This is a genomic window from Lactonifactor longoviformis (genome assembly GCF_042848515.1).
GTDB lineage: Bacteria > Bacillota > Clostridia > Lachnospirales > Lachnospiraceae > Lactonifactor > Lactonifactor longoviformis.
Genome location: NZ_AP031453.1, coordinates 1,705,872 through 1,718,930, shown reverse-complemented (window position 1 = coordinate 1,718,930; position 13,059 = coordinate 1,705,872). Strand labels below are relative to the sequence as shown.

At 45.8% G+C, this 13,059-nt stretch carries 13 protein-coding genes; 2 read left to right on the top strand and 11 right to left on the bottom strand.

Annotated features, from left to right (window positions below; all coding sequences use genetic code 11):
* Positions 1-13 precede the first annotated feature (13 nt).
* On the bottom strand, positions 14-1,582 hold the full coding sequence (locus ACGHCT_RS07970) for an ABC transporter substrate-binding protein (RefSeq protein ID WP_072848253.1): 1,569 nt from the start codon (positions 1,580-1,582) through the stop codon (positions 14-16).
* A 108-nt stretch (positions 1,583-1,690) separates the two neighbouring features.
* A complete protein-coding gene (gene nrdR, locus ACGHCT_RS07965) occupies positions 1,691-2,146 on the bottom strand; it encodes a transcriptional regulator NrdR (RefSeq protein WP_072848255.1) in 456 nt (151 codons plus the stop codon).
* 183 nt (positions 2,147-2,329) lie between these two features.
* Here nrdR and ACGHCT_RS07960 point away from each other — a divergent pair, with 183 nt between their 5' ends.
* Positions 2,330-2,584 (top strand): YlmC/YmxH family sporulation protein, encoded by a 255-nt coding sequence (locus ACGHCT_RS07960; RefSeq protein ID WP_072848256.1) that lies wholly within the window; start codon positions 2,330-2,332, stop codon positions 2,582-2,584.
* Here ACGHCT_RS07960 and ACGHCT_RS07955 read toward each other — a convergent pair.
* The 6 genes from ACGHCT_RS07955 to aroD form a co-directional block, all read right to left on the bottom strand.
* Positions 2,570-4,165 (bottom strand): amidohydrolase, encoded by a 1,596-nt coding sequence (locus tag ACGHCT_RS07955; protein ID WP_154256378.1) that lies wholly within the window; start codon positions 4,163-4,165, stop codon positions 2,570-2,572. The two genes, ACGHCT_RS07960 and ACGHCT_RS07955, sit on opposite strands and share 15 nt — an antisense overlap.
* 73 nt (positions 4,166-4,238) lie before the next feature.
* Entirely contained in the window at positions 4,239-4,613 is a 375-nt protein-coding gene (locus ACGHCT_RS07950) for a metallopeptidase family protein (RefSeq protein ID WP_072848259.1), read from the bottom strand.
* A gap of 175 nt (positions 4,614-4,788) precedes the next feature.
* The gene (gene sigG / locus ACGHCT_RS07945) at positions 4,789-5,565 is read right to left on the bottom strand and encodes an RNA polymerase sporulation sigma factor SigG (RefSeq protein WP_072848260.1); all 777 of its coding nucleotides are present in this window, start codon (positions 5,563-5,565) and stop codon (positions 4,789-4,791) included.
* A 123-nt stretch (positions 5,566-5,688) separates the two neighbouring features.
* Positions 5,689-6,384 (bottom strand): RNA polymerase sporulation sigma factor SigE, encoded by a 696-nt coding sequence (gene sigE, locus ACGHCT_RS07940; RefSeq protein ID WP_341443331.1) that lies wholly within the window; start codon positions 6,382-6,384, stop codon positions 5,689-5,691.
* Between the two features lie 53 nt (positions 6,385-6,437).
* Positions 6,438-7,334, bottom strand: a complete 897-nt coding sequence (locus ACGHCT_RS07935) for a sigma-E processing peptidase SpoIIGA (RefSeq protein ID WP_390439357.1) — start codon at positions 7,332-7,334, stop codon at positions 6,438-6,440.
* A gap of 109 nt (positions 7,335-7,443) precedes the next feature.
* Positions 7,444-8,208 (bottom strand): type I 3-dehydroquinate dehydratase, encoded by a 765-nt coding sequence (aroD, locus tag ACGHCT_RS07930; RefSeq protein ID WP_390440150.1) that lies wholly within the window; start codon positions 8,206-8,208, stop codon positions 7,444-7,446.
* 139 nt (positions 8,209-8,347) lie between these two features.
* On the opposite strand from aroD, the gene aroE reads away from it, so the two are divergent.
* Positions 8,348-9,235 (top strand): shikimate dehydrogenase, encoded by an 888-nt coding sequence (gene aroE / locus ACGHCT_RS07925; RefSeq protein ID WP_390439355.1) that lies wholly within the window; start codon positions 8,348-8,350, stop codon positions 9,233-9,235.
* A 321-nt stretch (positions 9,236-9,556) separates the two neighbouring features.
* On the opposite strand, the gene ftsZ is transcribed toward aroE, so the two are convergent.
* The 3 genes from ftsZ to murA all read right to left on the bottom strand — a co-directional run bounded on the left by ftsZ (position 9,557) and on the right by murA (position 13,054).
* On the bottom strand, positions 9,557-10,795 hold the full coding sequence (gene ftsZ, locus ACGHCT_RS07920) for a cell division protein FtsZ (RefSeq protein ID WP_341443305.1): 1,239 nt from the start codon (positions 10,793-10,795) through the stop codon (positions 9,557-9,559).
* 181 nt (positions 10,796-10,976) lie between these two features.
* Positions 10,977-11,792: a cell division protein FtsQ/DivIB gene (locus tag ACGHCT_RS07915; RefSeq protein ID WP_390439353.1), complete on the bottom strand. Its 816-nt coding sequence runs from the start codon at positions 11,790-11,792 to the stop codon at positions 10,977-10,979.
* 11 nt (positions 11,793-11,803) lie between these two features.
* Complete coding sequence (gene murA / locus ACGHCT_RS07910; RefSeq protein WP_154256386.1) at positions 11,804-13,054, bottom strand: UDP-N-acetylglucosamine 1-carboxyvinyltransferase; 1,251 nt, start codon at positions 13,052-13,054, stop codon at positions 11,804-11,806.
* Between the last annotated feature and the right edge of the window lie 5 nt (positions 13,055-13,059).

Genomic DNA, 13,059 nt, shown 5'->3' with positions numbered 1-13,059 from the left:
CGCCTGTCCCCTGCTATTCTTTTATTTTATAGATCTTTGCCATATCCTGCACATATAAAGGATAGAATACATATCCGTCATATTCCGGATTCAAAGCCACCTCACAGGCCATATCCTCAATATATACATTCGCCGCATCCTCTGCCAGAATTGTCTCCATCTCTTTGTACAGCTCTACCTGCCGGGCATCGTCTGTGGTCTTTTTAATCTCCTGATAAAGACTATCGTATTTTTCATTTTTAAAATTAATAAAGTTTACCGGAGAGTCAGAAGTAAATCTCTCCAGAAGGGCGCCACCTGTTAAAGCAGAGGCATCCACTCCCACTACTGTAGACTGATAGTCTCTGTTCGCATAGACATCGCTGAGCCAGCTGTCCCATTCAATGAGCTGTATCTCCGCGTTAATTCCAATCTGCTTAAGCTGCTCCTTCAGAACCTGAGCCGTATCTACATGCTGCTGGTAATTCGAAGGCACCGTAATCGTCATATCAAATCCATCCGGATATCCGGCCTCCGCCAGAAGTTCTTTTGCCTTGGTCACATCCTGGGGATACATATCCGCCAGCTCCGGCACATAATACTTCCCGAATGCCGGAAACATACTGCTGCCAATAGCCGTACCTTTGCCGTCTGCAATCATATCCATGACTTCCTGCCGGTTCACCGCATAACACATAGCCTGTCTTACTTTAATGTTGTTAAAAGGCTCCACTGCGTTATTCAGGTATAAAGCCTGAATCAGATTCATACTGCCCTCATAAATGGTAAAATCGTCCTTTAACTCAGCCGACTGGGTGGAATCGATTCTGGCAAACATATCAATCGATCCGCCTTTCAGGCCGGTTACTATGGCATTGCTGTCTGATAGCACCTTAAATGTAACCTCGTCCAGATATGCGGGAGTTCCCCAATAGTCTGCAAACTTTTTTACAATAATATTCTCCTGGGGAGACCTTGAGACATATTGAAAGGGGCCGGTACCAATAGGATCGGTATCCGGATTCTCATTGTCTTTGGGAATAATGGCAGTGGTAAGGTAGGCCAGGAATTCCGTATCTGCTTCTGTCAGATGGATAACCACTGTTTTCCCGTCGGGCGTCTCCACACCGGCGATATTAGAAAACGCTGATACCAACGGTTCCCCGTTAGAGGTATCAGCGCATCGTTCGATGGAATATTTTACATCGTCTACGGTAACGTCCGCTCCATTGTGGAATTTGATTCCTTCCCTTAAGGTGAAGGTATACGTCTTTCCATCATCAGATATAGCGTGGCTTTCTGCTACCGCATCGATAAAGTTTCCTGTTTCATCCGGCTTTACTAAGCCTTCAAAAATGTTAAATAGGATTTCTTTTGTTCCTGCCGCTACTGCCTTGTGAGGGTCAAGACTATCCTCTATATCCTGAGGAATTCCTACTACAATGGAACCTCCCATGGTTGGTTCCGTTTTGGTTGTCTGAGAACTTTTGTCTGTAGAAGAGTCTTTACCGCTGTCCTTTTTGTCCTGGCATCCGCCAAGTACAATAGTAAGGGTAAGTAAGCCAAGCAGTACAAACATCTTAGATTTCTGTACTCTTTTCATAGTATCTCCTTTTCCTTTAAGTTCTCTCATTCATTATATAATTGTCTTCTTCATTGTATCCAATCCTTGTTCTATATGCAAGTATCTTTTTTCGAACACAGTAATTTTTTACTGCTCCCCAAGCATTTTTTTCAATTCATCCATAAAGGTATTGACATCCTTGAATTCCCTGTACACGGAAGCAAAGCGCACATAGGCAACAGGATCCAGCTCTTTCAGACGATCCATAACAATCTCTCCAACCTCTGTACTGGGGATTTCCCGCTCCTCCCGATTGAAGATTTCAGTCTCTATATCATCAATGGCATCTGTAATCGACTGCACCGGTATGGGGCGCTTATAACAGGCTCTCATGATTCCATCCTCTATCTTGGAGCGGTTGTACTGTTCTCTGCTCTGATCCTTTTTTATCACTATCAAAGGAATCGTCTCTACCTTTTCATACGTAGTAAACCGTTTCCCGCATTCATCACACATTCTCCTTCTGCGGATAGAATTGGTCTCCTCCACGGGCCTGGAATCCACGACCCTGGTGTTCTCCTGATTGCAAAATGGACATCTCATGGACAGTACCTCCTGTTTTTCCCTGTACGTTATACATATAATGGGCTATATCTTGTGTCCAACCCTTCTGTTTATACTAAGTAAAGTATAATACATCCCCTTTTGTTCGTCAATGAAAGGAGGGTATAAATGGAGATACTTCCCATATAATAGTATAAAATCCCCTGTTTATGAGGCCTGCCTATGCGCGTGTGTGAATTAAAGCAGAAAGAAGTCATAAATGTCTGCACCTGCAAAAGTCTGGGATGCCCTGTGGATTTGGAATTTGACCCGGATTCGGGCTGCATCACCGCAATCATAATACCCGTGCCCGGTAAAATCTGTAATTTGTTCGGACCGGTGAGCGAATTCGTAATTCCATGGAAATGTATTACCCAGATTGGAGAAGACATTATCTTAGTGGAAATACAGGAAGAGAAGTTTTTACATAAGGGATAACCGATAAATGGTTTCTCCTTCTTTTATTGTCTCCAGTACTTTTATATCTTTCAAATTTTCCAGCGGGACTTTCAGAGGATCCTGATCCAGGATCACCAGATCCGCCTTCTTACCCGGAGACAGCGTCCCCTTTTCTGTCTCCTCAAAATACTGATACGCACCATACACCGTCACTGCCTTCAGAGCAGTTAGGACATCAAGCCGCTCTTCCTTTCCCAGCACACAGCCGTCCTTTGTTCTCCTGTTAACTGCACACCACAGGGTCTCCATCATATCCGGGGAAATGACAGGCGAATCCTGATGAAATGTAAATGGAATCCCCATCCGGGAAGCAGAACCTGCAGGACTAATGTATGCCGCCCGCCTGCTTCCCAGATTCTTAATGTGTGTATCCCCCCAGTGATAGATGTGGGCAATGAAAAAGGAGGGAATCACCTGCAATCTTTTCACCTCTTCCATCTGATCTCTTGCCAGCATCTGGGCATGGATCATCACCGGCCGCAAGGCGGAAAACATTTCCCCCGGCCGGCTTTCCACAGCCCTCACCGCTTTCAGATACTGAGCACAGGCGGCGTCACCATTGCAGTGAGCCAGAAGCTGCATATGGTTCTTTTCCGCCATCCCTGCAGTTTCTTCTACATCAGCCTGCTTCACAGCTGGATATCCACGGTACTCTTTTTCCCCTTCATACGGTTCTCTCAGCCAGGCAGTCCTTCCCTGGGGGGATCCGTCTAAAAATATTTTATACCCGCAGAGCTTAAAGTGGCCCTTGTAGGTGTGCAGATAGCCCGCAAGCTTCCGGGCTATCTCCTCCCCCTTGCCTGCATCGGCATATCCCACCAGATCCAGCTTCAGACAGCCAGACTTCAGAAGTTCTTGGTACAGAGGGAGCATCTCCTCTGTTAGCATCCCCTCCTGTACTGTGGTTATGCCATGGGAAGCATACACTTCCTGGGCACGTATATAGGCGTCTAAAAGCTCCTTTGCAGAGGGGAGAGGTATCTTTTTTAGATACTCCAGGAACGCATTCTCCTCCATATAGCCGGTGAGCTTCCCATCCTTCTTCTCTATTACGCCGCCTTCAGGGACTACTGTATCCGCCCCAATCTCCAACTGTTTCATGGCTGCGGTGTTGAAAATCCCTACATGGCCGGACTGGTGCTGCACTACCATAGGATGTTCCGGTGCTACACGATCAAGAAGCTCCAGACTGGGATGCCTCTTCTCCTCCAGCCGGTTATGGTCATAACCTCTCACAAGAATCCAGCTGCCCTCTGCCGGTTTTCTTGCCTCAAGCTCTTGTTTCAGCGTTTTCTCTATCTCCTTAAAATTGCCGCACGCCTCCAGGGATATCTGCAGCAATCCGTTGGCCACACCTGTGAAATGGCTGTGGGCATCAATAAATCCCGGCAGGAGAGTGTGTCCCTTCAAGTCAATTTTCTCCGGGGCTTCCGCTTTTGCCTCTGCCTCCTTCAGGCTGCCCGCAAAAAGGATTTTCCCGTCCTTTATCAGGACCGCCTCCGCATAAAGTCCATCCTCTTCCATTGTTATGACAGAACCGTGATAAAACAATTTTTCCATCGATATCTCCCCTTTCTAGGTATAACCTTACACCTTTTTGGTTAGTATCTCCGGATTTTTCCCTGGCATTCCCTCAGCGCTTATTCCTGTTTAGATATCCTGCAATCTTTCTGGCATCCTCTATCTCCAAATCCTTTTCCCCTGCCAGAGATTCCAGATGATGAGTCAGTTCATGACGCAGAGTCTCCCTCAGTTTTTTCTTCCAAAGGCTCTCGGAAGACTCAGGGTATAGCGCTGCAAAAGAACCGTAATAGATTGTGATAATTCTTCCCAGATGTGAACTCTTATGATATTGGCCCATAATATACAGATCGTGATTCTGTGCTGCCGGACTCAGCCTGACAGCAGGGCTTAAGTTTACACCACCGTTTAATTCTATGTAATACTCCCCGGGAATCTCCTGTACCAGCTCTTCCAGCAATTCCTGGGCCCTTTCCATGGATACCATGTCTAACCTCCGTCCCTTTGGTTCTCAACAATCGTTATTATGGTATTATACTGTATCCCAAAGATAACTGTCAAAGTATTCTGCGCCGGCTCCTCTCTAAAGGGCTGGGGAATGCGCATCTGCCGCAAACCCAGCCTAAAATTGATCTGTATAGTAAAGTCCCCAGAAAACAAATCTACCGGAGATAATTTTTCATGTTCTTCAGTGCATTTTTTTCCAGCCTGCTCACCTGCGCCTGGGAGATACCGATCTCTTCCGCCACCTCCATCTGTGTCTTCCCCTCATAGAAGCGCAGCTGTACAATATATCTCTCCCTCTCTCCCAGTCTCTTCATCGCCTCTCTGAGAGACAAGTCCTCTATCCAGTTCTCTTCCTTGTTCTTTTTATCACTGATCTGATCCATCACATACAAGGTATCTCCCCCTTCTGTATAGACAGGTTCGTACAGACTCACGGGACTCTGTATGGCATCCAGAGCGTATACGATATCCTCTTTTTCGATCCCAATCTCACTGGCAATCTCATTGATGGTTGGTTCTTTCAGATTCTTTTTCACATAATTCTCTCTGGCATAAATAGCTTTATATGCAATATCCCTGAGGGATCGGCTTACCCGTATGCTGTTGTTGTCCCTCAGGTAACGACGGATCTCACCTATTATCATAGGCACCGCATAAGTAGAGAACTTCACGTTTAAGGTAGTATCAAAATTATCGATTGCCTTTATCAGTCCTATGCAGCCAATCTGAAACAAATCATCTACATTTTCATTGCTTCCCGAAAACCTTTTGATTACACTTAACACTAACCTGAGGTTTCCCTTAATGTACAGTTCTCTGGCTTCTGTATCACCCGCCTTTATTCTCTCAAACAAAGCATCCTTTTCTTCATTTGTCAGAGTAGGAAGCTTTGCCGTATTCACGCCGCATATTTCAACTTTGTTCAGTGCCATAGTAAGAATCCTCCTAATCAGTTTTACTAATTAAAATGATTCTCACAAAGAGATGGAAATATACGATTTCCAAAAAAATATAAAAAATAAAAGCCCTTGACATTTCTTGTCAAGGGCAAACCTCTATTCATATCTGACGATCTCTTTTTTCAGCCTTTTCATAATTCTTTTTTCCAGTCTGGATATGTAAGACTGGGAAATACCCAGAAGATCCGCTACCTCTTTCTGCGTTTTTTCCCTTCCGTCAGGCATATTTATTCCAAAGCGAAGCTTGATAATGGTCTGCTCCCTTGCAGACAATTTTCCGATGGCTTTGCCTAACAGCTTTCGCTCCACTTCATTTTCTATATCCCGGTATATCACATCTTCATCAGTGCCCAGAATATCAGAGAGAAGCAGCTCATTCCCATCCCAATCCACATTCAGAGGTTCATCGATAGAGACCTCCATCTTCGTTTTGTTATTTCTTCTCAGATACATCAGAATTTCATTTTCAATACACCTGGATGCATAAGTAGCCAGCTTAATCTTCTTGGTAGGGTTAAAGGTATTAATTGCTTTGATCAGCCCAATGGTGCCGATAGAGATCAAATCCTCCACCCCGACCCCTGTATTATCAAATTTTTTTGCTATATACACTACCAGTCTGAGATTGTGCTCTATCAGTCTGGATCTTGCCTCTTCCCCTCCCGAAGACTGAAGCGCCGCTATCATTTCCGCCTCTGATTGGGCATCCAGAGGCGCCGGCAGCACCTCAGCACCTCCGATATAGTGAATTTCTTTTCCTCTTGAAAATATAATGTTCGAAAATCCCAGCATAGGGAACCGAACTTGTTTTTGCACAGCTGTGTCCATATACATAAGAAACCTCCTCAATTGTCTATGATTTTTGGATTAATAATCATTTGAAATTTATTGCCCTGTGACAGTTTATCACCTGTCAAGGCCACCACCGGCCGTTGAATCAGCTTACTGTCGCTATCCAAAGAAACACACAGGATATCCAGAGTCACTGCCAGGAGCAAGCCCTGTTCTTTCCCAACAGAATGATACAGGACATAATGGGGATGCATCTTTTCTACCGCATCTCCACTCTCCCCAAACTGCATCATATTCTGCAGCTGCATATCCTGTTCCTCACTCAGAAGTTTTTTCACCGCCTGGTACTCTACTACAGATACAGGTTTATGAGTCGCCGTATCCTGCAGATGATTTCCTGTGTCGTAAAGTCCTTTTACCCTCTCACATTTCCCATTGATATAAAGAGATATGTCGTAGATTTCCGATACCTTAGCTTTCAGGTATCCGTAGAGTCTTATTCCTATGATAATTGCCCAGTAGCTTACTATACTAAGAAATAAAAACGTCCGAATTCCTACTGCACCAGGACTTTCTCCCAACAGTATTTCTCTTGCCCAGTTTCCCAGTCTGGTAGTCTCCAGAAGCGCCTGTATCAGGCCCCCCGCCAGTAAGGCAGCAAGATATAATGTAAGTACTCCCCGAACCATACGTTTTATCCCTTTGCAGCCACATCCCACCCGAACCATCAAGATACCGATAAACCCATGCATAAACAGCAAAATTATCCATATACTTCTAAAGGGCAGTAAGACCGCCAGGCACATACCCGCCGCACCGATCGCGCTTCCCGCAAGGCTTCTGAGGCATGTGGCAGAGCCTCCCAAAAGCCTGTTTACCAGACGCAGCAAAAAGTAGTCCATTACCATATTCACCACAAACAGAACGTCTATGTATATTTCATAGTACACAAAACACCCCCTATAACCTATGAATGCGTACTTATTGGAATAAGCACTGTTCATTATAGGTGATAGAGGGTGTTAATTTTGTCAAAACCACAGCCTGAACTTAAAAATCTTATCGACAGTATTGATGGATATTCGCCAGCAGTCCGCGCAGTTCTTCCACAGGTATCTGCCCGGGTGCAGACGCCTGTCCCATACTGCCGAAGGTGATAGCGGAACCGAAGACAGCGCCGCAGATACGGCTCAAAGCTCCCTTTTGGCCCATAGACATGGTAACCACCGGCTTTTTTGTCTTCCCTTTTACTTCATTAGTTGCACACAAAATTTTCAGCAAATCCCCTTCATCTTTTGGCATGGCGGCCAATTTTACAATATCCGCCCCAACCGCATCCATCTGCATAAGCCGCCGGATGATCTCATCCTTTTCAGGGGTTTCCTGGAAATTATGGGAGGATCCTACCACTTTTACTCCCAAACCATGGAGCTCCCTTATCAGTCTTTTCGACATTTCCGGATCTTTGCAGCATTCAACATCCACAAGATCCACTTTTTTGGTCTCCGCCGCCATAAGATTTAATTTTCTGTAGCTGTCCGGTTCCATGGTTCTCTCTCCTCCTTCCTCCCTGCTTCGGAACGTAAAGAGAAGGGGAATCCCTTTCAGGCGCATCTCCACCCCATTTAGAACTTCTCTCACGCGCTCCGGACAATCTATCTCCTGAAAAAAATCACAGCGCCACTCTGCAAGGTCAGGGGAGGTCTCTGCTATCTTATCCGCTTCATCAAAAATCTTTTTCCAGGTGTCCCCTACTATAGGGACGCATATTTTAGGGATCCCTTCCCCGATTCTAAGTTTTTTCACACATACTATATCCGTCATTTCCACATACGACCTCCTGAATCAATTCTGATGCCATTATAGCACGCATCCAGACAGGCGTCCAACATTTGAATCACTTGACAGCCGCCCAATCCTAAACTAAGATATTCACATAATACAAACGGAGGATCATTTACATATGAATACAACACCGGATTATATACCCATTACAGGCCATACCCGTCTGACCGCCCTTTTGGGAAGCCCTGTAACCCACAGTATCTCACCCTTAATGCACAATGAAAGCTTCCGCCTTCTGGGATTAGACTACGTATACCTATGTTTTGACGTCAAAGAAGACACCCTTGAGGAAGCTGTCCGCGGACTCCGCCAGACCGGCATCCGGGGTTTTAACCTCACAATGCCTAACAAAAATAAAATTGTTCAACTGGCTGACAGGCTCTCTCTGTCCGTGCAGCTCATAGGAGCCGCCAACACCATTGTAAACGATAATGGGATTCTCACTGCATACAATACGGACGGCTATGGCTTTATGCAGTCCGTAAAGGATGCCGGCCATGAAATCACAGGCAAAACCATGACGCTCATGGGAATCGGCGGCGCCGCCGCCGCAATCTGTGCCCAGGCGGCACTGGACGGAGTAAAAAAAATACACATATTCGCACGCCCTACCAGCCGCTTCTGGAACCGCACAGAGGATATGATTAAAAAAATCCATCAAAAAACTGCCTGTACCGTCATTCTTCATGAAAACGAGGATCTCCCTGCACTAAAAAAAGCGCTGGAAGAAAGCGCTCTTCTGGTAAATGCTACCTCCGTAGGCATGGCTCCGCATACCGGAAATTCCATTATTGAAGACGCCTCACTTCTGACGCCCCATCTGGCAGTGGGCGATATCATTTATAACCCCAGGGAAACCAAACTGCTATCCATGGCAAGAGAGCGGGGGTGCCCAACCTTTAACGGCTTGTATATGCTGCTGTACCAGGGTGCGGAGGCCTTTAAATTGTGGACTGGCAGAGAAATGCCGGTGGATGTGATAAAAGAGAAATATTTTTCTGAGTGATAGTTTTGTGTAATTGTTTTGTGTATGTAAAGCTCGAATAAAATCGTTGGCAAGTGTCACGGACGGACGGTAAAGGGAGGCGGTCATGGGGCCATGACCGCCTCCCTTTACCTGACAGATACTCACATCACATTCACGGAAAACGGGTGGGGAAGGTCGGGAGTTGTACACTTTTCATCCTGCTTAGCACTATTATTAGCTCGATGTTTGGGATAAATCTACCTCCTGGAACTTTTCCATAACCAGGTGAGAGAAATCCTACGTTATCATCCCACTAAAGCAAAAAAAGACTGCCGCATATCACACGGCAGTCTTTCCCAATTATTTATTTCTGTTCTTCAGGAAATCCGGAATCTGAATGTCCTTCTTAGGTACATTACTTGTAGTAGGTGCCTGATTCGGCTGCAGCGGTGATGTAAAGGTCGGCTGCGTGAATGTAGGCTGTGTAAATACCGGCTGCTGTACTGGCTGTTGAACCGGCTGCTGGTTAAATGCAGGCTGATTAAAGGTCGGCTGTTTGAACGCCGGCGCTTTCTGCTGCTGTTGCTGTGCATTCTTCTGTTCTGCGCTTCTCTTTGCATTTCTGGATACACTGGCCGTTCTTGTGGTAGCGTCATCCAATCCGGTAGCAATAACCGTAATCCTTGCGTAATCTGCTTCTTTATCATCGTACATAGCACCGAAGATAATGTTCGCATCCTCCCCTGCCAGTTCCTGCACATAGCTTGCGGCATCATTGGCATCCATAAGAGAGATATCTCCGGAGATATTGATAATCACGTGGGAAGCACCTTCGATGGTGGTCTCCAGAAGCGGACTGGCAACTGCCTGCTGCACTGCCTCCAGAGCTTTCTCATCGCCTTTTGACTCACCGATACCAATGTGAGCCACACCCTTGTCTGTCATAACCGTCTGCACGTCGGCAAAGTCAAGGTTAATCAGAGCGGGAAGATTAATCAGGTCCGTAATGCCCTGCACTGCCTGCTGCAGCACTTCATCCGCTTTTCTCAGTGCCTCCGGCATTGTAGTGCGGCGATCTACGATCTCCAGCAATTTATCATTGGGGATTACAATTAAAGTATCCACATGGTCTTTTAACTTCTCAATTCCTGACAGGGCATTGCTCATACGTGTCTTAGCTTCAAAACGGAAAGGTTTTGTTACAACACCTACCGTAAGGATCCCCATCTCTTTCGCCAATCCGGCTACGATTGGTGCCGCACCGGTTCCTGTGCCGCCTCCCATACCGCAAGTTACAAATACCATGTCCGCACCCTGCATAACCTGTCTCAGCTCTTCGACGCTTTCTTCCGCTGCCTTTTCGCCGATTTCCGGCTTCGCGCCTGCTCCCAGACCCTTTGTCAGCTTTTCACCGATCTGAAGAACGGTTGGTGCCTTACATAAAGTAAGGGCTTGTTTATCTGTATTGACTCCTACGAATTCTACTCCGCCGATGGTTTCTTCCACCATTCTGTTGACTGCATTATTTCCAGCGCCACCTACACCAATTACTATGATTTTTGCAGATGATTCCGCCTCGTTCGTCATAATTTCTAACAAAGTGCTTCCTCCTTTAAACTACCCTCGTATAATTTTAACCCTTCAAAAATGGATTGTCGTATTAGTTCCTGTGATGCTTGCATATAGATATATAATATATTTTTTTCTTCAATTTATCAACCACAAATTTCGATTTTTCCTTTTTTTTATAAATTATTCTTTTTTATGACATATTTCGTTCTTAATCTGTGGATTCTGCCTCTATGGTTTTGTCTTTTTCCCCGGAATCCTGGCTGTCCTCGTCAGAATCCGATGCCTCATCTTTTTCAAAGGTAACGTTTTTTGCATCATTGGTTATATTTTCCAGGTGCAACAGCCCCTTTTTCTCTTCCAGATACGGAAGAATTGCCGCAAGGTGGGTAACCTTTTCTTCCAGATAGCTGTCTTCTCCCATAGTCACCTGTATATCCCCATAATATAAGGTAATATTATATTTCTTATCCAGTACAATCCTGTCTGGTTCTATCTCGTTTTTCGCAATCATACGGCTCAGGCTCAGGATTGTATTAAAAATATCTTCGTTGTCTATGGGAAGCTTGTCCTTTAGAGCCACATGATCGAATTCCAGCCCTTCAATGTAGGGGACCCCCTCCAAAGGTTCCACGGTACTTTCTGCAATAATTCCCTTTTTATCAAAGTACATGTACCCGTCCAGAAAGGGCACATAGCCAATGAGCTCCTTTTCCACTACATGGATGGCTATTTTATTGGGTGACAGCCGTTCCACTGTAATGGCTTGAATAAAGGGAGTATCTTTTGTATTTTCCTCTATATCTGTCATTGGAAATAATATAGAGTTGGATTTAAAAGGTCCCTTCATGACCATCTTTTGGATTTCCTTCTCTGTATAATGGTGATTGCCGTCCACTTCTATCTCCGTAATCCGAAAGCAGACAAAAAAAGCAATCGCGCTTAACAGTATAATTCCCAGAATACCGGCCACAATGATGCGAAATATCTTTTTATCAATCTTTTTTCTGTATTGTGATTCCTTCATACCAATCCCCTTTAGTCTCTCCGGATATTGCCTCCCAAAGATGCCAGGTCATCGCATATATGCTCATATCCCCGCTCAATGAAATGTCTGTTGTTAATATAAGTAGTTCCACAGGCCCCTAATCCGGCAATTACCAGGGCAGCACCCCCTCTGAGCTCCTGGGCAAACACTTGCGCGCCCTGAAGACGGGGTACTCCTTCAATAATGGCATCTCTGCCGTCAATTACAATTCTGGCCCCCATCTTTGTCAGCTGGGAAGCCACTTTGAATCTGTCCTCGAATACAGTCTCTCTGATATGGCTCTTTCCGGGCACCGATGCCAGAACAGCCATCAGCGGTGACTGCATATCCGTGGGGAATCCTGGATAAACCTGGGTTTCCAAATAAGAAACAGGCGTATCCACCTTTCTGCCGCACAGAAACAGTTTACCACCTTTTGCTTCATATTGTCCACCCATTTTCTCGTAAGCCTCCAGCAAGGCATTCATTTCTTCTATCGGGGGATTTTCCAGAATAATATCTCCCCTGGTTGCAGCACAGGCACATACATAGGTGCCTGCCACAATCCGATCAGCCGGGATGTCAAACTCCACTGCGTGCAGGGAACTGACGCCCCGGATCCGCAGCGTGTCCGTACCGGTACCCTCTATTCTTGCCCCCATTTGATTTAGAAAACGGCACAGCCATACTACTTCCGGTTCTGCCGCACATCCAGAGAGCCTGGTATCTCCTTTCGCTTTCACGGCAGCCAAAAGCGCATTCTGTGTGGCTCCTACACTTGCCTTTTTGAAGAAGATATCCGCTCCCTTTAATTCTTTCGCAGTTACATGCAGTATTCCGTCTATTTCCTCTATAGCGGCTCCCAGCCTGGCTAGTGCCAGAAGATGCAGGTTTATAGGCCTGGAACCTATCACACAGCCTCCCGGATAGGGAATATTAGCTTTTCCCATCCTTCCCAGAAGGCTCCCCATGACAACCACAGAGGAGCGCATTTTTTCCCCATATTCCCTGGGTATTTCTGTTCCTGTGACAGAGGTGCTGTCGATATACAGCGTATCGCCCTCCCACCACACAAGTGCACCCAGAGATCGGAGTATTTCTTCCATATATTTTACATCTGCTATTCTGGGGCAGCCCTTCAGTGCGCAGATACCTTCCTGCAACAGAGTGGCTGCCATCATAGGCAACGCTGCATTTTTGGAACCCTGTATAGCAATGGAACCCTGAAGTGGTTTTCCTCCCACGATTCTGATACTGTCCAACCAAT